20 protein-coding genes are annotated in these 19,772 nt (G+C 67.5%); 12 read left to right on the forward strand and 8 right to left on the reverse strand.

Features of this window, described 5'->3' with window-relative positions; genetic code table 11:
• Positions 1 to 27: 27 nt before the first annotated feature.
• Positions 28 to 1,329 carry a DUF3422 domain-containing protein gene (locus tag VGF12_RS14920; protein WP_331176830.1) on the reverse strand — a complete coding sequence of 434 codons (1,302 nt, stop codon included), beginning with the start codon at positions 1,327 to 1,329 and terminating at the stop codon, positions 28 to 30.
• A complete protein-coding gene (locus tag VGF12_RS14925; protein WP_331176831.1) occupies positions 1,326 to 2,327 on the reverse strand; it encodes a LysR family transcriptional regulator in 1,002 nt (333 codons plus the stop codon). The genes VGF12_RS14920 and VGF12_RS14925 overlap by 4 nt, the downstream gene beginning before the upstream one ends.
• A 112-nt stretch (positions 2,328 to 2,439) precedes the next feature.
• Here VGF12_RS14925 and VGF12_RS14930 point away from each other — a divergent pair, with 112 nt between their 5' ends.
• The 12 genes from VGF12_RS14930 (at position 2,440) to fba (ending at position 14,798) form a co-directional block, all read left to right on the forward strand.
• A complete protein-coding gene (locus tag VGF12_RS14930; protein WP_331176850.1) occupies positions 2,440 to 3,897 on the forward strand; it encodes a form I ribulose bisphosphate carboxylase large subunit in 1,458 nt (485 codons plus the stop codon).
• Positions 3,898 to 3,914: 17 nt separating this feature from the next.
• Entirely contained in the window at positions 3,915 to 4,334 is a 420-nt protein-coding gene (locus VGF12_RS14935) for a ribulose bisphosphate carboxylase small subunit (RefSeq protein ID WP_331176832.1), read from the forward strand.
• 10 nt (positions 4,335 to 4,344) lie between these two features.
• Positions 4,345 to 5,247, forward strand: a complete 903-nt coding sequence (gene cbbX / locus VGF12_RS14940; protein ID WP_331176833.1) for a CbbX protein — start codon at positions 4,345 to 4,347, stop codon at positions 5,245 to 5,247.
• Positions 5,237 to 6,043: an HAD-IA family hydrolase gene (locus VGF12_RS14945; protein WP_331176834.1), complete on the forward strand. Its 807-nt coding sequence runs from the start codon at positions 5,237 to 5,239 to the stop codon at positions 6,041 to 6,043. The genes cbbX and VGF12_RS14945 overlap by 11 nt, the downstream gene beginning before the upstream one ends.
• Positions 6,040 to 6,747 carry a ribulose-phosphate 3-epimerase gene (rpe, locus tag VGF12_RS14950; protein ID WP_331176835.1) on the forward strand — a complete coding sequence of 236 codons (708 nt, stop codon included), beginning with the start codon at positions 6,040 to 6,042 and terminating at the stop codon, positions 6,745 to 6,747. The genes VGF12_RS14945 and rpe overlap by 4 nt, the downstream gene beginning before the upstream one ends.
• A complete protein-coding gene (locus tag VGF12_RS14955) occupies positions 6,744 to 7,445 on the forward strand; it encodes an HAD-IA family hydrolase (protein WP_331176836.1) in 702 nt (233 codons plus the stop codon). Before rpe ends, VGF12_RS14955 begins: the two co-directional genes overlap by 4 nt.
• Positions 7,446 to 7,461: 16 nt before the next feature.
• On the forward strand, positions 7,462 to 8,535 hold the full coding sequence (locus VGF12_RS14960) for a class 1 fructose-bisphosphatase (protein ID WP_331176837.1): 1,074 nt from the start codon (positions 7,462 to 7,464) through the stop codon (positions 8,533 to 8,535).
• A 73-nt stretch (positions 8,536 to 8,608) separates the two neighbouring features.
• Entirely contained in the window at positions 8,609 to 9,490 is an 882-nt protein-coding gene (locus tag VGF12_RS14965) for a phosphoribulokinase (RefSeq protein WP_331176838.1), read from the forward strand.
• Positions 9,491 to 9,498: 8 nt separating this feature from the next.
• Positions 9,499 to 11,517 carry a transketolase gene (gene tkt, locus VGF12_RS14970; RefSeq protein WP_331176839.1) on the forward strand — a complete coding sequence of 673 codons (2,019 nt, stop codon included), beginning with the start codon at positions 9,499 to 9,501 and terminating at the stop codon, positions 11,515 to 11,517.
• 30 nt (positions 11,518 to 11,547) lie between these two features.
• Entirely contained in the window at positions 11,548 to 12,561 is a 1,014-nt protein-coding gene (gene gap, locus VGF12_RS14975) for a type I glyceraldehyde-3-phosphate dehydrogenase (RefSeq protein ID WP_331176840.1), read from the forward strand.
• Between the two features lie 11 nt (positions 12,562 to 12,572).
• On the forward strand, positions 12,573 to 13,754 hold the full coding sequence (locus VGF12_RS14980; protein WP_331176841.1) for a phosphoglycerate kinase: 1,182 nt from the start codon (positions 12,573 to 12,575) through the stop codon (positions 13,752 to 13,754).
• A gap of 24 nt (positions 13,755 to 13,778) precedes the next feature.
• Positions 13,779 to 14,798 (forward strand): class II fructose-bisphosphate aldolase, encoded by a 1,020-nt coding sequence (gene fba, locus VGF12_RS14985; protein WP_331176842.1) that lies wholly within the window; start codon positions 13,779 to 13,781, stop codon positions 14,796 to 14,798.
• 215 nt (positions 14,799 to 15,013) lie between these two features.
• Here fba and dnaB read toward each other — a convergent pair whose 3' ends face one another.
• The 6 genes from dnaB to VGF12_RS15015 all read right to left on the reverse strand — a co-directional run.
• Positions 15,014 to 16,435 (reverse strand): replicative DNA helicase, encoded by a 1,422-nt coding sequence (gene dnaB, locus VGF12_RS14990; protein ID WP_331176843.1) that lies wholly within the window; start codon positions 16,433 to 16,435, stop codon positions 15,014 to 15,016.
• A gap of 146 nt (positions 16,436 to 16,581) precedes the next feature.
• Positions 16,582 to 17,034, reverse strand: coding sequence for a 50S ribosomal protein L9 (gene rplI / locus VGF12_RS14995; RefSeq protein WP_331176844.1), 453 nt, complete (start codon positions 17,032 to 17,034; stop codon positions 16,582 to 16,584).
• 12 nt (positions 17,035 to 17,046) lie between these two features.
• Positions 17,047 to 17,337, reverse strand: coding sequence for a 30S ribosomal protein S18 (gene rpsR / locus VGF12_RS15000; RefSeq protein WP_331176845.1), 291 nt, complete (start codon positions 17,335 to 17,337; stop codon positions 17,047 to 17,049).
• Positions 17,338 to 17,365: 28 nt separating this feature from the next.
• A complete protein-coding gene (gene priB / locus VGF12_RS15005; RefSeq protein ID WP_331176846.1) occupies positions 17,366 to 17,674 on the reverse strand; it encodes a primosomal replication protein N in 309 nt (102 codons plus the stop codon).
• A 50-nt stretch (positions 17,675 to 17,724) separates the two neighbouring features.
• Positions 17,725 to 18,087 carry a 30S ribosomal protein S6 gene (gene rpsF, locus VGF12_RS15010; protein WP_088481805.1) on the reverse strand — a complete coding sequence of 121 codons (363 nt, stop codon included), beginning with the start codon at positions 18,085 to 18,087 and terminating at the stop codon, positions 17,725 to 17,727.
• A 136-nt stretch (positions 18,088 to 18,223) separates the two neighbouring features.
• Positions 18,224 to 19,772 (reverse strand): VC_2705 family sodium/solute symporter (locus tag VGF12_RS15015; RefSeq protein ID WP_331176847.1); only part of this gene is annotated, 1,549 nt, incomplete at its 5' end.

Below are 19,772 nucleotides of genomic sequence, written 5' to 3' on the forward strand. Positions count from 1 at the left end.
AAGGCATGCTTCCAGCCGCCATCCCCTTCAGTGCGCCGACGCGAGATGCCGGCGCAGGCGGCGCAAATTGATGATCACGGCCAGTGCAACGAACGGCACCGTGGCGCCGACAACCCAGGCCTCATTGGCGCCGAAGGTCTTGGCCAGCGGCTTGAGCGCGTAAGCCGCCAGACCCACACCGTAGTAGGTCATCGCGATCACGGACAGCCCTTCCACCATCTCCTGCAGGCGCAGCTGCAGCCCTTGGCGGCGGTCCAACGAGGCCAGCAGCGACTGGTTCTGGCGTTCGCGCTCCACCTCGGAGCGTGTCTGCAGCAGCTGCGCGGCGCGGGCGATGCGCTTGGATAGCTCGGCCTGCCGCGCCGCTGTAGCGGCGCAGCTCTCGACAGCCGGGCGGAAGCGCCGGTCCAGGAACTCCGACAGCGGCTGCAGGCCCGGCACCACGGCCTCTCGCAACTCAGCCATGCGACGGTCCACGATGCCGCCGTAGGCCCGCGTGGCCGAAAAGCGCGCGCCGTGGTCGGCCAGTGCATGCTCCACACGGGCGGCCAGCCCCACCAGTTCGTTCAGCAGCGCCTCGTCGCCGTCCGTTGCGCTGCGGAAGCGCTCCATCAGCGAGGCGAGCTGCTCCTCTTCCGAGCCCAGCTCCCCCATGCGACGCGCCGCCAGCGGGAGGCTCAGCAGCGCCATCATGCGGTAAGTGTCGATCTCGACGAGGCGCTGCGCAGTGCGGCCTGCGCGGCGGCGGTTCAGGGCATGGTCGAACACCAAGAAGCGCGTCACGCCACCGACGGCTCGCAGGTCCGTCACCACCGTGGCGGCGCCGCCCGCAATGCGATTGCCCACCACCAGCTCGTTGCCGAACAGCGGCGCCACCTCGCGGACATGCGGCGGCTCGCTCGCGCAGGGCAGCATCGATACCAGCGTGGCCGACACCATTTCGCCCGGCAGGCGCGCCAGCCAGCCCTCAGGCAGCACGTCCAGCCAGGCGGTGTCGAAGGCCTCGCCCAGCGACGCCGGGCCGCCCTCAGCAAAGACGCTGAAGCTGAAGAACTCGGTGTGCCGCTCCCACTTGATGCGCAGGCCACCCCATTGAAGGCGCAGGTGGGTGGAGCCACTGGCCTCGATGGCAGCGGGGTCCAGCTCGGCAAGGTGCGCCAGGCATCGCGCATCCTGCGCAGCATCGACACGCAGGATGGCGACAGACAGCACGCAGCCGGGCGAGGACAGCGTCTCGAACGGACGGGCATGCAGCTCATCGGCCAGTCGCTGGCGTTGCGGCAGTTCTGGGGGAAGGGTCAGGGTTCGCGGGACAGGCAGGGTGTTCATGGCCCCGCTTTTTGCACTTTGCGTGCCTGCGCCTTTCTGGAGCGGGACGCCCGCGCGGAGGGGGCCGCGCCGACCGGACCGGTGCGCAGTTGCTCAAGGATGAGACGCTGCCCGTCGTCGGCCAGGAACTGCTTGAAGGCCGACGCCACCTGTGGCAGCCGGCGCGTCGCCAGGTGCATGGCGTACCACTCGCGCTCTAGCGGATTGCCGGCCATCGGCAGCAGCGCCAGCAGCCCCGCCTGAAGCTCCAGGCCGCAGGTATGCAGCGACAGGAAGGCCGCGCCGAAGCCGGCCGCGCACATCTGCTTGATGGCCTCGTTGCTGGACATCTCCGAGCCGATGCGCAGCGGCAGGCCCGCATCCTTGTGCAACCGCTCCAGCGTCGTGCGCGTGCCCGAGCCGCGCTCGCGTACCAGGAGATTGGCGCTGGCCAGGTCCGCCAGCTCAAGCGGTCCTTGCGACATCAACGGGTGACGCGGGGACGCGAGGAAGGCCATCGGATGCTTGGCGAAGGCCACCGCCGTCGTCTTCAGCTCGCTGGGGGGGCGCCCCATGATGGCGATATCCACCTCCTGCGCGCCCAGCATGCCCACGATCTCGTCGCGGTTGCCCACGCGCAACTTGACCTTGACGTGCGGATGCTGGGCCGCAAAGGCCACCAACAGTGGCGGCAGCAGGTATTCGGCTGTCGTCACCGCACCGACGCGCAGCGTGCCAGAGAACACGCCGCGCTGTGCCGCCATCTCGTCACCGGCCTCGCGCCACAGGTCGAGGATGCGCGCCGCGTAGTCAGCCATCACCTCGCCTGCCGCACTGAGGCGGATGCCCCTCCCCTCGCGCTCCAGCAGCGGCGCTCCGGCACTCTCCTCCAGCAGCTTGAGCTGGATGGACACGGCCGGCTGCGTCAGGTGCAGCTCGCCAGCGGCACGCGAGACGCTGCCCAGTCGGGCCACTGCGTGGAAGGCTGCGAGCTGGCGGAAGGTGGCGTTCTTAATCATGAGTCGAAGCCAATCATTCACGTAAAAGAATTAACTATTACGAATGTATTCCCGTCCCTACATTCGCGTCCATCGCCACCGTCACCGAGCAAGGAGAGTGCCCATGGGCAACATGTCAGAAGCCACGCAAATCACCGACGCCAAGAAGCGCTATTCAGCCGGCGTGCTGAAGTACGCCCAGATGGGCTACTGGGACGCGGACTACGTGCCCAAGGAGACCGACATCCTGGCGCTGTTCCGCATCACACCGCAGGACGGCGTGGACCCCATCGAGGCTGCCGCCGCCGTGGCCGGCGAATCCAGCACCGCCACCTGGACGGTGGTCTGGACGGATCGCCTGACCGCCTGCGACATGTACCGCGCCAAGGCCTACCGCGTCGACCCGGTGCCCAACAACCCGGGCCAGTACTTCTGCTACGTCGCCTACGACCTCAGCCTGTTCGAGGAGGGTTCCATCACCAATGTCGCCGCCTCCGTCATCGGCAACGTGTTCAGCTTCAAGCCGCTGAAGGCCGCCCGGCTGGAGGACATGAAGTTCCCAGTCGCCTACGTGAAGACCTTTGCCGGCCCGCCGACGGGCATCGTCGTCGAGCGCGAGCGCCTGGACAAGTTCGGTCGTCCGCTGCTGGGCGCGACGACCAAGCCCAAGCTGGGCCTGTCGGGTCGCAACTACGGCCGCGTCGTCTACGAAGGCCTCAAGGGTGGCCTGGACTTCATGAAGGACGACGAGAACATCAACTCGCAGCCCTTCATGCACTGGCGTGACCGCTTCCTGTTCGTCATGGACGCCGTCAACAAGGCCAGCGCCGCCACAGGCGAGGTCAAGGGCAGCTATCTCAATGTGACGGCCGGCACGATGGAGGAGATGTACCGCCGCGCCGAGTTCGCCAAGTCGCTGGGCTCCGTGATCATCATGGTCGACCTGGTCGTGGGCTACACCGGCATCCAGAGCCTGAGCCACTGGTGCCGCCAGAACGACATGATCCTGCACCTGCACCGCGCAGGCCACGGCACGTACACGCGCCAGAAGAACCACGGCGTCAGCTTCCGCGTCATCGCAAAGTGGATGCGGCTCGTGGGCGTGGACCACATCCACGCCGGAACGGCAGTCGGCAAGCTCGAGGGCGACCCGCTGACCGTGCAGGGCTACTACAACATCTGCCGCGACACGCAGACGGCCGTCGATCTGCCCCGGGGCATCTACTTCGACCAGGACTGGGGCGCGATCAAGAAGGTCATGCCTGTCGCATCCGGCGGCATCCATGCCGGCCAGATGCACCAGCTCATCGACCTCTTCGGCGACGACGTCGTCCTGCAGTTCGGGGGCGGCACCATCGGCCATCCGCAAGGCATCCAGGCCGGCGCCACCGCCAACCGCGTCGCGCTGGAGGCCATGGTGCTGGCCCGCAACGAGGGCCGGGACATCGGAGCCGAAGGCCCGCAGATCCTGCGCGAGGCCGCCCGCTGGTGCAGCCCGCTGGCCGCGGCCCTCGAGACCTGGGGCGACATCACCTTCAACTACACGTCGACCGACACGTCGGACTACGTGACCACGCCTTCCGTGGCCTGAACACGAGCGAGACCACCATGCGAATCACCCAAGGCACCTTCTCCTTCCTCCCCGACCTGAGCGACGCGCAGATCGTCAAGCAGATCGACTACTGCCTCGCCAGGGGCTGGGCCGTCGGCATTGAGTACACCGACGACCCGCATCCGCGCAACACCTATTGGGAAATGTTCGGCAACCCGATGTTCGACATCGGCGATGCGGCCGGCGTAATGCTCGAACTGAAGGTCTGCCGCGAGAGCTTCCCCGGCCAGTACATCCGACTCTCGGCGTTCGACTCCACGCACGGCACCGAGTCCGTCGTGCTGTCCTTCATCGTCAACCGACCCAAGGTCGAACCGGGCTTCCGGCTGATCCGCGCCGAAGAGCCGGGCCGCACGCTGCGCTACGCCACCGAGAGCTACGCGGTGCAACGCTCGGCCGAAGGCCAGCGCTACTGAGGCCGCCGACATGAGCGCCGTGCAGCCCCCCCTGGCCGCCACGCCCTCCGCGCTGCTCGAAGCCTCGGGCGTGCGCGAGGTGTTGGACCAGCTCGACCGCGAGCTGATCGGCCTCGCGCCGGTCAAGGGGCGCATACGCGATATCGCCGCGCTGCTGCTCATCGACAAGCTGCGCGCCGAGCAGGGCCTGCAGTCCACGCCGCCTTCGCTGCACATGTGCTTCACCGGCAACCCCGGCACTGGCAAGACAACGGTGGCGCTGCGCATGGCGGCCGTGCTCAAGCAACTGGGCTACGTGCGCAAGGGCCACCTGGTGGCCGTGACGCGCGACGACCTTGTCGGCCAGTTCATCGGCCACACGGCGCCCAAGACCCGCGAGATCGTCAAGAAGGCCATGGGCGGCGTGCTGTTCATCGACGAGGCCTACTACCTCTACAAGCCGGAGAACGAGCGCGACTATGGACAGGAGTCCATCGAGATCCTGCTGCAGGTGATGGAGAACCACCGCGATGACCTGGTCGTCATCCTTGCCGGCTACCGCGATCGGATGGATACGTTTTTCTCCAGCAACCCGGGCATGGCCTCGCGCATCGCACATCACATCGACTTCCCGGACTACAGCGAGCCCGAACTGATGCAGATCGCGCAGCTCATGTTGCAGCAGCTCAACTACCGCTTCGACGACGCAGCCTCGCCCGCCTTCGCGCGCTACGTCGGCCTGCGCCGGCAACAGCCCCACTTCGCCAACGCACGCTCCATCCGCAACGCGCTGGATCGCATCCGCCTGCGCCATGCAACGCGCCTGTTCACGGCCGACGCGGTCCTGACGCGGGAACAGCTCTGCACGCTGCAGGCCGAGGACGTGCTCGCCAGCCGCGTGTTCGGCGCAATGGAGGTCAGCCATGGCGACTGAAGCGCTGATCTTCGACGTCGACGGCACGCTGGCAGACACCGAAGAGGCCCACCGGGTGGCTTTCAACCTCGCCTTCGAGCGCCATCGCCTCGGCTGGGTCTGGAGCCGCGCTGACTACCGTCAGTTGCTCGAGGTGACCGGCGGCAAGGAGCGCATCGCCAGCTACATCGATCTGCTGCCGACGTCCGCCCCGGAGCGGCGGCGCCTGATGGGCCTGGTGCCCGTGCTGCACGCCGACAAGACGCGCTTTTACACCGCGGTCGTCCAGGACGGCGGCGTGCCGCTGCGGGAAGGCATCGCCCGGCTCATCGGCGAGGCACAGGACCAAGGCTGCCGGCTGGCCATCGCCAGCACCACCACGGCGGCCAATATCCATGCGCTGCTGACGGCCACGCTGGGGCCGCGTGGACTGGACCTGTTCGCCGTGATCGCCTGTGGTGACCAGGTGCGTGCCAAGAAACCCGCACCCGACATCTACAAGCTCGCGCTGGCCACGTTGGGCCTGCAGCCCGAGCAGGCACTTGCGCTGGAGGACTCCGTCAACGGTCTGCGCGCCGCCACCGGCGCCGGCCTGTGGACGTTGGTGACACCAACCTTCTGGACCCAGGGCGGCGACTTCGCCGCCGCCGGCCTGGTGCTGCCTCATCTGGGCGAACCGCAGGCTCCTCTGCACGGCGAGCCCGGCTGCCTGCTGAAGACGGCCGGCTGGCTGCGCTTCGATGAACTGTGCGCGCTCGCCAGCCCGCCCCCACCCCTCAACGCCGTCCAGGCCCTGTACCGAGGCCTCCCGTCATGAACGCAACTGCCACCCCGCGCCCGCTGCGCATCGCGCCCAGCCTGCTGTCCGCCGACTTCTCTCGGCTGGGCGAGGAGGTCCGCGCCGTCATCGAAGCCGGTGCTGATCTCATTCACTTCGACGTGATGGACAACCACTACGTGCCCAACCTGACGGTGGGTCCCATGGTGTGCCAAGCCATCAAGCCTCATTGCCGGACGGCCGATGGCCGGCCGGTCCCCATCGACGTGCACCTGATGGTGTCCCCGGTGGACGCGCTGATCCCCATGTTCGCGGAAGCCGGTGCCGACCTCATCACCTTCCATCCCGAGGCCAGCCTGCACGTGGACCGCAGCTTGCAGTTGATCCGATCGCTGGGCATGAAGGCAGGCCTGGTCCTGAATCCAGCCACGCCGCTGCACGTGATCGACCATGTCATGGACCGGCTGGACATCGTGCTGCTGATGTCGGTAAACCCCGGCTTCGGCGGCCAGGCCTTCATCGAAAGCACGCTGCCCAAGATCGAGCTGCTGCGCAGGCGCATCGACGCCACCGGACGCGACATCTGGCTGGAGGTCGACGGCGGCGTGAACGCGCGCAACATCCGCCGCGTCGTTGCCGCCGGCGCCGACACCGTGGTGGCCGGATCGGCCGTGTTCACGGGCGGCGACTACCGCCGCAGCATCACCGCGCTGCGCGGCGAAGCAGAAGGTAGCCGGCCATGAGCGTGCCCATCACGGCCATCGCCTTCGACCTGGACGGCACATTGATCGACAGCGCTGCGGGCGTGGCCCTTGCGCTGAACGCGGCGCTGGCCTCGGTCGGCTTGGCCGGGTTCGAGCTGCCCATCGTGCGCAGCTGGATAGGCGACGGGCCGGACGCCTTGATCCAGCGCGCACTGGCGGCCTCGCGCCTCGGCAACGCCGAGCCGGCCATGCTGGCCGCACGGTTGCGTGAGGTCTTCGACCGCACGACGCTGGAGGACCCGTCGGCCCAGGGAGAGCCCTACCCCGACGTGACGGGGTTGCTGCTGGAACTGTCAGACGTCTACCCGCTCGCGGTAGTGACCAACAAGCCGACGCCGCTGGCACGGGCCGTGCTGGATGCCGCGGGACTGCTAGGCCATTTCACGACCGTCCACGGCGCCGACACCGCGGCGCAGCGCAAGCCGTCGCCGCTGCTGATCCAGCAGGCGGCGCAGAGGCTGGACGTGCCGACGGCTGAACTGCTGATGGTCGGCGACGGCCCGCACGACCTACATGCGGCGCGCGCCGCTGGCTGCCGCGCGGCCTGGGCGAGCTGGGGCTATGGCGAGGCACCCGCAGTCTTCGCTGCCGACCTCTGGCGGCTCGACGCCCCTCGCGTGCTGATCGCCCGCCTGCGACCGCCCGAGATGGCGCCGCGCCACGCACCGATTCACTGAGAAACAGGAGACCGCGATGCCCACCGGAGGACGTTCCACCCTCACCCAGTTCCTCATCGAGGAGCGACGCCGACACCCCGATGCCACCGGCGACCTGAACGCGCTGATCACCGACGTTTCGCTGGCCTGCAAGGCCATCGCGCGCAAGGTCGCCTATGGCGCACTGGCCGACGTTCTGGGCAGCGCCGGAACGGACAACGTGCAGGGCGAGGACCAGAAGACGCTGGACGTGCTGGCCAACGACATGTTCCTGCGGGCCAGCGAATGGGGCGGTCACGTCGCTGGCATGTTGTCCGAGGAAATGGAAGCGCACTATGCGCTGCCACCTCAGCATCCGCGAGGCAAGTACCTGCTGCTGTTCGACCCGCTGGACGGCTCGTCCAACATTGACGTCAATGTGTCGGTGGGCAGCATCTTCTCGGTGCTACGCGCTCAAACGCCCGGTGAGGATCCGCAGCCGGAAGACTTTCTGCAGCCTGGCAGCACCCAGGTCTGCGCCGGCTACGCAATCTATGGCCCGTCCACCATGCTGGTGCTGACGCTGGGCCGCGGCACGCATGCCTTCACGCTGGACCCGCAGCTGGGCGAATGGGTGCTCAGCCACCGCGACCTGCAGGTGCCGGAGAAGACCCGCGAGTTCGCGATCAACGCGTCCAACAGCCGCTTCTGGGAACCGGCCGTCAAGCGCTACGTGGACGAGTGCACCGCAGGCAAGGCCGGCCCGCGCGGGCACGACTTCAACATGCGTTGGATCGCATCGCTGGTGGCGGAGACACACCGCATCCTCATGCGCGGCGGCGTCTTCCTCTACCCGCGTGACACCAAAGACCCGACCCGCGCCGGCCGCCTTCGGCTGCTCTACGAGGCCTGTCCCATCTCCTTCCTGATCGAACAGGCCGGTGGCCGCGCCAGCACCGGCCGCAGCCGGCTGATGGACGTGAAGCCAGAAGGGCTGCACCAGCGCATCGGCTTCGTCTTCGGTTCGTCAGAGGAAGTGGCGCGCATCGAGAAGTACCACGCCGAGGAGCCTGGCCAGAGCTACGACTCGCCGCTGTTCGGCAAACGCGGCCTGTTTGCCGCCAACGCCTGAGCGCGCATCACCCACTGCACGGGCGCTCTCGCGGCGCCGGCCCAAACGCATCCGAAAACGAACGGGGAACCCCATGTCCGCCAAGCATCCCATCATCGCCATCACCGGCTCGTCCGGTGCAGGCACCACGTCAGTGACGCGCACCTTCGAGAACATCTTCCGCCGCGAAGACGTGGCGGCGGCCATCATCGAGGGTGACAGCTTCCACCGATACGACCGCCAGGCCATGAAGGTCGCGATGGCGGAGGCCGAGCAGCAGGACAACCCGCACTTCAGCCACTTCGGCGAGAGCGCCAACCTGTTCGGCGAACTGCAAGAGCTGTTCCGCAGCTATGGCGAAACCGGCAGTGGCCAAAGCCGCAAGTACCTGCACAACGACGAGGAGGCGAAACCCTACCAGCAGCCGCCCGGCACCTTCACCCCTTGGGAGCCGCTGCCGGCCAGCGACCTGCTGTTCTACGAAGGCCTGCATGGCGGCGTGACGACCGACAAAGTCGACGTGGCGCGCTTCGTAGACCTGTTGATCGGCGTCGTTCCCGTCATCAACCTCGAGTGGATTCAAAAGATCCACCGTGATCGCAGCACGCGCGGCTACTCCACCGAGGCTGTGACCGACGTGATCCTGCGCCGCATGCACGAGTACGTGCACTACATCTGCCCGCAGTTCACGCGCACGCACATCAACTTCCAGCGCGTGCCGGTGGTGGATACCTCCGACCCCTTCATCGCCCGCACCATTCCTACTGCCGACGAAAGCCTGGTGGTGATCCGCTTCGCCAACCCGCGCGGCTTCGACTTTCCCTATCTGCTGAGCATGCTGCACGATTCGTGGATGTCGCGCGCCAACACCCTGGTGGTGCCTGGCGGGAAGATGGAGCTGGCCATGCAGCTGATCTTCACGCCGATGATTCTTCGGCTGGTGGAGCGCCGTCGCAACCTGCTGGCCGCGGCATGAGGTCAGGCATGAAGAACACCTTCAGCCAGGGCTCCCGCGCCGCTTGCGCCAACGCGCTGCGCATGCTCGCCATCGACGCTGTGCAGGCCGCCAACTCCGGCCACCCCGGCATGCCCATGGGCATGGCCGACATCGCCGAGGCGCTGTGGCGCCACCACCTGCGCCACGACCCGTCCGACCCGGCCTGGCTGGACCGCGACCGCTTCGTGCTCTCCAACGGCCACGGCTCCATGCTGCTCTACGCGTTGCTGCACCTGAGCGGCTACGACCTGCCCATGGACGAATTGAAGCGCTTCCGCCAGCTGCATTCCCGCACGCCCGGCCACCCCGAGCTGGGAATGACGCCGGGCGTCGAGACGACGACCGGGCCGCTGGGCCAGGGCATCGCGAACGCGGTGGGCATGGCGCTGGCCGAGAAGCTGCTGGCCGACGAGTTCAACCGCCCGGGCCATGTCGTGGTCGACCATCGCACCTACGCCTTTCTGGGCGATGGCTGCCTCATGGAAGGCATCAGCCACGAGGCCTGCTCCCTGGCCGGCACGTGGCAACTCAGCAAGCTCATCGCCTTCTACGATGACAACGGCATCTCCATCGATGGTGACGTGAAGGGCTGGTTCGGCGACGACACGCCCGGGCGTTTCGAGGCCTACGGCTGGAAGGTCCTTCGCGAGGTCGACGGCCATGACTTCGACGCGCTGGACCGCGCCATCACCCAGGCCCACCGCGCCGACAGGCCCGTGCTGATCTGCTGCCGCACGACCATCGGCAAAGGCTCGCCCAACCGCGCCGGCACGGCCAAGGTTCATGGCGAAGCGCTGGGGCATGACGAGATCGCGCTGACGCGTGCAGCGCTGGGCTGGACGGCCCCGCCCTTCGAGGTCCCGGAGGACGTGCGGGCTGCCTGGTCCGCAAGCGAGCGCGGCGCGATCCTCAGCGGCGCATGGCGGCAGCGCTTCGCCGAGTACGCCCTCGCCTACCCGGATCTGGCCCGAGAACTGCTGCGCCGCCATGATCGCGGCGCGCCGCTGACGGCGCAGACCGAAGAGGCGCTGAGGCTGGCCTGCGACAAGGCCGAGGCCAGGGCGGCCGCCATCGCCACACGCAAGGCGTCGCAGGACGTGCTGCAGGAAGTCGCGCCCGCCATGCCTGAACTGCTAGGCGGCTCGGCGGACCTCACCGGCTCCAACCTCACCGACTGGCGGGGGCACCGACCGCTCAAGGGCGCCAGCACCGGCAACCACGTGCACTACGGCGTGCGCGAGTTCGGCATGGCCGCCATCATGAATGGCGCCATGCTGCACGGCGGCTACCGCCCCTTCGGGGGCACCTTCCTCGCGTTCTCCGACTACGCCCGCAACAGCGTGCGCATGTCGGCGCTGATGAAGCTGCCGGTCGTCCATGTCTACACCCACGACTCCATCGGCCTGGGCGAGGACGGCCCCACCCATCAGCCGGTGGAGCACGCCTCCAGCCTGCGGCTGATCCCGGGCCTGGACGTGTGGCGCCCGGCGGACGCCACCGAGACCGCCGTGGCCTGGCGCGAGTCGCTGCGGCGCGCGGACGGCCCGAGCTGCCTGCTGCTGACGCGCCAGGCGCTGCCGCATGCTGGCGACGGTCGCTCGCGCCAGGACGATATCGCTCGGGGCGCGTATGTGCTGCGCCGCCCGGCCGGTGAGCAACTGGCGCTGATGGCGAGCGGCTCCGAGGTTGGCGTGGCACTGGCTGCGGCAGCGCAGCTCGCCGAGGCCGGCATCCCTGCCCGCGTCGTGTCGGTGCCCTGCCTGGACGTGTTCGAGCGGCAGGACGCCAGTTGGCGCCGCGACGTCATACCGCGCCATCTCCCGCGTCTGGCCATCGAGGCCGGCAGCACCGGCCTGTGGTGGAGGTACGTCGGCGAAGACGGTGACGTCGTCGGCATCGACCGCTTCGGCGAATCGGCACCGGCAGGCGACCTGTTCCAGCTGTTCGGCATCACCGCCGATGCCGTCGCGACCCGCGCCCGGGCACTGCTGCGCTCCGCCGCCTGAATCCCCATCACTCCACACGAGAGACATCCCTTGACCACCCGCATCGCCATCAACGGCTATGGCCGCATCGGCCGGAACGTACTTCGCGCACTGTTCGAATCACAGCGCACCGACGACCTGGAGATCGTCGCCATCAACGACCTGGGCGATGCCCGCATCAACGCCCACCTGACCCGCAACGACACCACGCACGGCCGCTTCGGCTTTCCCGTTGCCGTTGATGGCGACCACCTGGTCGTGAACGACAGGCGCATCCGTGTCACCTCCATCCGCAACCCCGCCGAGCTGCCGTGGAAGGCCATGGACGTCGACGTCGTCATGGAATGCACAGGCTTGTTCACGAGCAAGGCCAAGGCTGGCGCCCATCTCGCCGCGGGAGCGAAGAAGGTGCTGATCAGCGCACCGGGCGGTGCCGACGTGGATGCCACCATCGTCTACGGCGTCAATCACGGCGTGCTGCGGGCTGGGGACACCGTCGTCTCCAACGCCTCATGCACCACAAACTGCCTGGCACCGGTGGCCCAGGTACTGCACGCCGGACTCGGCATCGCGCATGGGCTGATGACCACCGTCCACAGCTACACCAACGACCAGGTGCTGACCGACGTCTACCACGAGGACCTGCGCCGCGCCCGCTCGGCCACGCAGTCCATGATCCCCACCAAAACGGGCGCTGCGGCAGCCGTGGGTCTGGTGCTGCCCGAGCTCGCCGGCCGGTTGGACGGCTTCGCGGTGCGAGTGCCGACGATCAACGTGTCAATGGTGGACCTGGTGTTCACCGCACAGCGTGACACCACGGTGGAGGAGGTCAACGGGCTGGTGCGTTCAGCCGCGGCTGCAGGCCCTCTCGCTGGCATCCTGGGCTGGAGCGACGAGCCGCTGGTGTCTGTCGACTTCAACCACGACGCCCGTTCCAGCGTGTTCGACGCCACTTGCACCAAGGTGGCCGGCGGCCGCCTCGTCAAAGTCTGTGCCTGGTACGACAACGAGTGGGGCTTCTCCAACCGCATGCTCGACACGGCGCTCGCCATGTCCCGCGCCTGAGGGGCGACGACATGGCTTTCAAGACTCTGGATCAGATCAACCTGCGCGGCCAGCGCGTTTTCATCCGCTGCGACCTGAACGTGCCGCTGGACGCAGCGGGACGGATCGCCGACGACACCCGCATCCGCGCCAGCCTCGAAGGCATACGCCACGCGATGCAACAGGGCGCGCGGGTCATGGTGACATCGCATCTGGGGCGCCCTAGCGAAGGCGCGCTCGAGGCCCGCGACTCGCTGCGACCCGTGGCGCGGCGCCTGTCAGAGCTGCTGGGCGTGCCGGTGCCGCTGGTCGAAGACTGGCTGGAGACGCCCTTCGACGTCCCGCCAGGCAGCGTGGTGATGCTGGAGAACTGCCGCGCACATGCCGGCGAGAAGGGCAACTCGCCCGAGCTGGCCCACCGAATGGCGGCGCTGTGCGACGTCTACGTGAACGACGCCTTCGGCACGGCGCACCGCGCCGAGGCCACGACCGAGGCGCTGGCACGGCTGGCCCGTGAGGCCTGCGCCGGCCCGCTGATGGCGTCGGAGTTGCTGGCGCTGGGCCGCGCGCTGGCCGCGCCGGAGCGCCCCATGGCGGCGATCGTCGGCGGCTCAAAGGTGTCGACCAAGCTGGCCATCCTCAACGCACTGGCGCAGCGGGTGGAGCTGCTGGTTGTAGGCGGCGGCATGGCCAACACGTTCCTGCTGGCCTCTGGCCAACCCATCGGCAAGTCTCTTTGCGAGCCCACCATGGTGGATGCCGCCCGCGAGGTGATGGCCACGCTGAAGGCCCGCGGTGCGCACCTCTTCCTGCCCACCGACGTGGTGGTGGCCGACGAGGTCTCCGAGACCGCCCTGCCCGCCATCAAGGCCGTGACCGACGTGGCTGGCAACGATCTCATCCTCGACTTTGGTCCGCAGTCCATGCGCCGCCTCGTCGACGAGCTGCACGCCTGCAAGACCATCGTCTGGAACGGTCCACTGGGCGTGTTCGAGATCGAGAAGTTCTCCCACGGCACCCGCATGCTGGCCACGGCCATCGCCGGGGCCCCCGCCTTCTCGATCGCCGGGGGCGGCGACACGGTCGCCGCCATCAACCAGTTCGACGTGGCCGCGGGCATCGACTACGTATCCACCGCCGGCGGCGCCTTCCTAGAGTTCCTGGAAGGCAAGACCCTGCCTGCCGTGCGCGCCCTCGAAGACCGCGCCCATTGATTTCAAACCCGACAGGAGTTACCCATGGCCATGATTTCCCTGCGCCAGCTGCTCGACCATGCCGCCGAGCACCATTACGGCGTACCCGCCTTCAACGTCAACAACCTGGAACAGATCCAGGCCATCATGCAGGCCGCGCAGAAGACCGACAGCCCCGTCATCCTGCAGGCCTCGGCTGGCGCACGCAAGTACGCTGGCGAGCCCTTCCTGCGCAAGATGGTGGAGGCCGCAGCGGAGATGTACCCGGAGCTCCCCATCGTGCTGCATCAAGACCACGGCGCCAGCCCCGCCGTGTGCATGCAGTCCATCCGTTCGGGCTTTACCAGCGTGATGATGGACGGTTCGCTGTTGGAGGATGCCAAGACGCCGGCGAGCTACGACTACAACGTAGACGTCACGCGCCGCGTCGTCGAGATGGCCCATGCGGTGGGCGTCTCGGTAGAGGGTGAACTGGGCTGCCTGGGCTCGCTGGAATCCGGCACTGCCGGCGAAGAGGACGGCGTGGGCGCCGAGGGCGTACTGACGCACGAGCAGATGCTGACGGACCCCGAACAGGCTGCAGACTTCGTCGCGAAGACGGGCGTGGACGCGCTGGCCATCGCCATTGGCACCTCGCACGGTGCCTACAAGTTCAGTCGCAAGCCGACCGGTGACATCCTCGCCATCGACCGCATCAAGCAGATCCATGCGCGCATCCCGAACACCCACCTCGTCATGCATGGGTCCTCGTCGGTGCCACAGGAATGGCTGGCCGTCATCCGCGAGCATGGCGGCGACATCAAGGAGACCTACGGCGTACCGGTGGAGGAGATCCAGGAGGGCATACGCCATGGCGTGCGCAAGATCAACATCGACACCGACATCCGCCTGGCGATGACCGGTGCGATGCGGCGCGCAATGGCACATAAACCCGATGAATTCGACCCCCGGCGCTTCCTGAGCGCGGCCCTGGTCGCAGCACGCGACCTGTGCGCGGACCGCTTCGAGGCGTTCGGATGTGCGGGCATGGCCTCCAGGCTGCAAGGGCGCAAGACGGCTCACTGAGCCGCGCCGGGTTCTCCTGCCGCGCATCTGAAGGTCGTGGTGCCGGTGGGTAACACCGCATCCACGGCCGACACGCGCCATTGATTCAGCTCGAACAAGCCTGCGCGCCAGACGCGATCGCCATGCTGCCGCAAGCGCTCATCAAGCCGGCGATTTCCATGCCCGCCGAGGCAAAGGCCTGACCCAGGCCTCCCCCGCGGCCCCCCGGCGCCGGGCTAGTACTCGTCCCGCTCCACGCCCACGTATCCAGGAGCGAGGTTCTCGAACTTGGTGTGCATGCGCTGGAAGGCCAGCTTCACGGTCCCCACCGGTCCGTTACGCTGCTTGGCGATGATGATCTCCGCCACGCCCGGTTCCTTGCACTCGTCCTTGGTGTAGTACTCGTCGCGGTAGATGAACATGATGATGTCCGCGTCCTGCTCGATGGCGCCGGACTCGCGCAGGTCGGACATCATCGGGCGCTTGTCGGGCCGCTGTTCCACCGAGCGGTTCAACTGCGACAGCGCGATGACGGGGCACTTCAGCTCCTTGGCGAGCGCCTTCAGGCCGCGTGAGATCTCGCCCAGCACCGTCGCGCGATTCTCCTCACTGCCGCCGCCGTTACCCGTCATCAGCTGCAGGTAGTCGATGACGATGAGCCCGAGCTGGCCGCAAATGCGGGCCTGGCGGCGCGCGCGAGCCCGTACTTCCGAGGGGGACAGGCCTGGACTCTCGTCAATGAAGATGCTGGCCTTGCCGAGCTTGTCGACGGCTTCGGACAGCCGGCCCCATTCGTCGTCCTTGAGCTGACCGGTACGCAAGTGGCTCTGATCGATGCGGCCGATGGAACCCACCATCCGCAGCGCCAGTTGGGCGGCGCCCATTTCCATCGAGTAGATGACAACGGGCAGGCCCTCGTTGATGGCCACGTTCTCGGCGATGTTGACCGCAAACGCGGTCTTGCCCATGGAGGGGCGCGCGGCCAGCACGATGAGGTCACCGGGCTGCAGGCCGGCCGTTTGCTTGTCGAGGTCGTAGAAGCCGGTGCGCACGCCGGTCACGTCCTGATGGCCGGCCTCGGCCAGTTCGTTGACGCGGTCGATGAGCGCGATGACCAGGCGGTCCATGCTCTGGAAGCCCTGCTGGCTGCGAGAGCCTTCCTCGCCGATCTTGAAGATCTTGCCCTCAGCCTCGTCCAGGATCTGCGTGACGGCCTTCCCCTGCGGGTTCATCGCGGCAGTGGCTATCTCGTCGGACGTCGCCACGAGCTTGCGCAGGATCGCGCGCTCTCGAACGATCTCGGAGTAGCGGCGCAGGTTGGCCGCGCTGGGCACGCTCTGCGCCAGCGCGTTCAGGTAGGCCAGCCCGCCACACTCCTCGGCACGTCCCAGCGATGTCAGCTCGTCGAAGACCGTCACCACGTCGGCCGGCTTGCCGGCGTTGACGAGCTTGCCGATGGCCGCGAACACATGTTTGTGCTCGAAACGGTAGAAGTCGCTCTCGGTCAGCAGGTCGGCGGCCTTGTCCCAGGCCGAGTTGTCGATCAGCAGGCCACCGAGCACGCTCTGCTCAGCCTCGACCGAGTGCGGCGGCACGCGCAGTCGCGCGACCTCGTCGTCTTGGGAAGCAGCGGAGGAAGCGGGAAAGATCGCGGACATGCCTGTGGATAAAGCTGTGAACGGATTGGTAGCAACCGGTGGAGCGCGCGGGAAAACACGCCCCGAAAAGACAGAAGGCCGAAACCCCTGCGGGCCTCGGCCTTCGTTGCATGTTGCGGCCTTCGAGGCCGCAGCGCAAGCCGCTTTTACTCGGCTTCTGCAACCACTTGAACGTTGACCTCGACGACCACGTCCGTGTGGGCAACGACGTTCACCGGGAACTCGCCGACGGTCTTCAGCGGACCGTTGGGCAGACGCACTTGCGACTTGGCGATGGACGAGCCCATCTTGGTCAGCGCGTCGGCGATGTCGGCGTTCGTCACCGAGCCGAACAGGCGGCCGTCCACACCGGCCTTCTGGGCGATGCGCACGGTCTTGCCGGCAAGGGCTTCACCCAGCTTCTGGGCGGCAGCCAGCTTCTCGGCGGCAGCCTTCTCGAGCTCGGCACGGCGGGCTTCGAATTCCTTGATCGCAGCCTCGGTCGCGCGGCGCGCTTGCTTGGTCGGGATCAGGAAGTTGCGGGCATAACCGTCCTTGACCTTGACGACGTCGCCAAGGTTGCCGAGGTTGGCCACTTTTTCGAGCAGGATCACTTGCATGTCGTCAGCTCCTTAGACCTTGTGCTGGTCGCTGTACGGCAGCAGGGCCAGGAAGCGCGCGCGCTTGATGGCAACCGTCAGCTGACGCTGGAAGAAGGCACGCGTGCCGGTCAGGCGAGCGGGCGTGATCTTGCCGTTCTCGGAGATGAAATCGCGCAGCGTGTCGATGTCCTTGTAGTCGATCTGCTCGACACCGGCGACGGTGAAGCGGCAGAAACGCTTGCGACGGAACAGCAGCGACTGTTGGTTGCGCTTGGGCTTCTTGTCCTTGGAGAAGCGACCTTTACCACGGGGCGGGGGCATAGTGGACCTCTGTTAAATCTATCCGGATTCAATAACTTCCAGGTTCCGCGGCAGCGGGCTCGATCACGGTGACGTGGGCGATGAAGCCCCGGCCGTTGCGCTGGTGGGTCAGGAAGCCGCGAAAGATCGCGACGCCACCGACTCCCAGCGCCTGCAACTGCTTGGCCACCTCGCCCACCGCGACCGCCTTGATCTCCAGGGAGACCTTGCGCGGCTTGCCGGCTTCGACGACTTCGGACTCGGCCTTGAGGGCGGCGTCCAGGGCCATCATCCCGGCAGGGGTGTAGCGAATTTGTCCGAGTTGCTGGATCTGTGCCTGCAGGTGAAGCTGGTTCACGCGGGAGGCACGCTGCTCGAAAAACCTGGTTCTTTAGCGATGACCTGCGCTCAGGCCGCTTCTTGCTGCGGCGCCTTGCGGGCTTCTTCGCGCTCGACGGCCTTCATCATGACCGAGGGGGTCGTGATGGCCTTGTCCTGGACCACGGTGAGGTGGCGCAGCACGGCGTCGTTGAAGCGGAAGCCGGTTTCGAGCTCAGCCAGAACTTCCTTGCTGCACTCGATGTTCAGGCACAGGTAGTGGGCCTTGGCGAGCTTCTGGATCAGGTAAGCCATCTGGCGACGGCCCCAGTCCTCGACCCGGTGCACGACACCGCCGCCGGCGGTGATCAGGCCCTTGTAGCGCTCCAGCATGGCCGGAACCTGTTCGCTTTGATCCGGATGGATCAGCAGAACGATTTCGTAGTGACGCATGTGTACTCCTTGTGGATTCCAGCCCGGCAGGGTTGCCGTGCTGTGGAAGCCGCTCCACGGCGTCGACACGTGGTTGCGGCAAGGGGGAACCCGGGATTCTAGCCTGGGAAGGCCGATCTGCCAAATCCGGCCCGACTCAGGGCTGGTCGGGGCTGCGCAGCGCGTCGACGAAGTCGCGCTGCCGCGGACTCGGCGCCGCCGTCACCAGGCTGACCAGCACCAGCGCCAGCGCCCCGGCCGGCACGCCGAACAGCCCGGCCGCCGCTGGCTGTATGCCCCAGATCATGGAGACCGGTCCCGGCAGGCCGGTCAGGGCCCTGAGTCCCGGGTGGGCGATGACGAGGTAGACTAGGCAGACGCCCAGCCCGGTCAGCATGCCGGCCAGTGCGCCGGCACGATTGGCACGGCGCCAGAATACGCCGGCCACCAGCGCCGGGAAAAAGGTGGAACCGGAGATGGAAAAGGCCGCAGTGACGACGGCCAGGATGTCCGCCGGGCGGCTCGATGCGACGGCGGCGGCCGTCAGCGCCGCCGCCAGCAGCAAGGCCTTTGACAGTGTGACGCGCCGCGTGCGCGAGGCCTCCGGATTGATGGCCTTGTAGTAGAGATCGTGGGAAAGCGCGCTGGAGATGGCCAGCAGCAGCCCGTCGGCCGTGGACAGGGCCGCTGCCAGCCCGCCAGCGGCCACCATGCCCGAGATGACGTAGGGCAACCCGCCCAGCTCCGGCATCACCAGCATGACGAGATCCGGATGCAGCCGCAGCTCGCCCAGCTGAAGCCGGCCGTCGCCGTTCAGGTCCACGGCGGACAGCAGCGCCGGATCGACCCGCTGCCACTGGCGAATCCAGGCCGGCAGTTGCTCGAAGGATGTGCCGACAAGGCCGTTGAAGACCTCGGTCTTGACCATCACGGCCAGGGCCGGCGCCGTCAGGTACAGCAGGCAGATGAAGACCAGCGACCATGCGACCGACTCGCGGGCCGCCGCGACCGAGGCGGTCGTGTAGTAGCGCGTCAGCAGATGCGGCAGGCCGGCCGTGCCCACCATCAGGCACAGGGCCAGCGCGAGGAAGTTGCGCCGAGCCTCGCTGGCCTGCTCCCGCTCGGCCGGACTGCCGTCCGGGTTGCCTGCGAACGGCTGGGTGTGCGACACCAATCCCGACAACGGCTGGGCCTGCTGGGCTTCGGCGGCCTGTTCGCGCCGCCAGCGTTCTTCGGCCTCGGCAGAGGTGCGCGGCAGCGACGCACGCTGCTTCTCGGCCACCTGGATCTGGGCCAGCGGCGCATTCGCCGCCTTCAGCGCGGCCACGCTCGCAGCCGCCCTCGCCTGCTCGTCAGCCAGCGCCTTGGGCACGTCGGCCAGGCGCGCCGACGCGGCATCGGCACGCTGCTGGTGGATGGCACGCACCTGCAGTTCGCCCGGGTCCCGGATCAGCTCGCGCTCGCGCTCGGCCAGTTGATGAAGCTGCTGACCATAGACCAACTGGGGCAACGGCCAGCCCGTCTGCTTGACGCTCAGCCAGATGACCGGCACCAGGTAGGCCAGGATCATGATGATGTACTGGGCCACCTGCGTCCACGTGACCGCGCGCATGCCGCCGAGGAAGGAGCAGACCAGCACACCGCCCAGGCCGACGAACACGCCCACCTCGAAACCGAGGCCCGTGAGTCGCGTCGTGATGAGGCCC

The organism is Roseateles sp. (assembly GCF_036404855.1).
GTDB lineage: Bacteria > Pseudomonadota > Gammaproteobacteria > Burkholderiales > Burkholderiaceae_C > Pelomonas.

Bases quoted from the DNA above. Each gene is read 5' to 3' on its own strand.
- VGF12_RS14955 (WP_331176836.1), top strand. From the start codon at position 6,744: ATGAGCGTGCCCATCACGGCCATCGCCTTCGACCTGGACGGCACATTG.
- VGF12_RS14920 (WP_331176830.1), bottom strand. From the start codon at position 1,329: ATGAACACCCTGCCTGTCCCGCGAACCCTGACCCTTCCCCCAGAACTG.
- rpe (WP_331176835.1), top strand. From the start codon at position 6,040: ATGAACGCAACTGCCACCCCGCGCCCGCTGCGCATCGCGCCCAGCCTG.
- VGF12_RS14965 (WP_331176838.1), top strand. From the start codon at position 8,609: ATGTCCGCCAAGCATCCCATCATCGCCATCACCGGCTCGTCCGGTGCA.
- VGF12_RS14960 (WP_331176837.1), top strand. From the start codon at position 7,462: ATGCCCACCGGAGGACGTTCCACCCTCACCCAGTTCCTCATCGAGGAG.
- cbbX (WP_331176833.1), top strand. From the start codon at position 4,345: ATGAGCGCCGTGCAGCCCCCCCTGGCCGCCACGCCCTCCGCGCTGCTC.
- VGF12_RS14945 (WP_331176834.1), top strand. From the start codon at position 5,237: ATGGCGACTGAAGCGCTGATCTTCGACGTCGACGGCACGCTGGCAGAC.
- rplI (WP_331176844.1), bottom strand. From the start codon at position 17,034: ATGCAAGTGATCCTGCTCGAAAAAGTGGCCAACCTCGGCAACCTTGGC.
- VGF12_RS14925 (WP_331176831.1), bottom strand. From the start codon at position 2,327: ATGATTAAGAACGCCACCTTCCGCCAGCTCGCAGCCTTCCACGCAGTG.
- VGF12_RS14930 (WP_331176850.1), top strand. From the start codon at position 2,440: ATGTCAGAAGCCACGCAAATCACCGACGCCAAGAAGCGCTATTCAGCC.
- VGF12_RS14935 (WP_331176832.1), top strand. From the start codon at position 3,915: ATGCGAATCACCCAAGGCACCTTCTCCTTCCTCCCCGACCTGAGCGAC.
- rpsR (WP_331176845.1), bottom strand. From the start codon at position 17,337: ATGCCCCCGCCCCGTGGTAAAGGTCGCTTCTCCAAGGACAAGAAGCCC.
- fba (WP_331176842.1), top strand. From the start codon at position 13,779: ATGGCCATGATTTCCCTGCGCCAGCTGCTCGACCATGCCGCCGAGCAC.
- VGF12_RS14980 (WP_331176841.1), top strand. From the start codon at position 12,573: ATGGCTTTCAAGACTCTGGATCAGATCAACCTGCGCGGCCAGCGCGTT.
- rpsF (WP_088481805.1), bottom strand. From the start codon at position 18,087: ATGCGTCACTACGAAATCGTTCTGCTGATCCATCCGGATCAAAGCGAA.
- tkt (WP_331176839.1), top strand. From the start codon at position 9,499: ATGAAGAACACCTTCAGCCAGGGCTCCCGCGCCGCTTGCGCCAACGCG.
- dnaB (WP_331176843.1), bottom strand. From the start codon at position 16,435: ATGTCCGCGATCTTTCCCGCTTCCTCCGCTGCTTCCCAAGACGACGAG.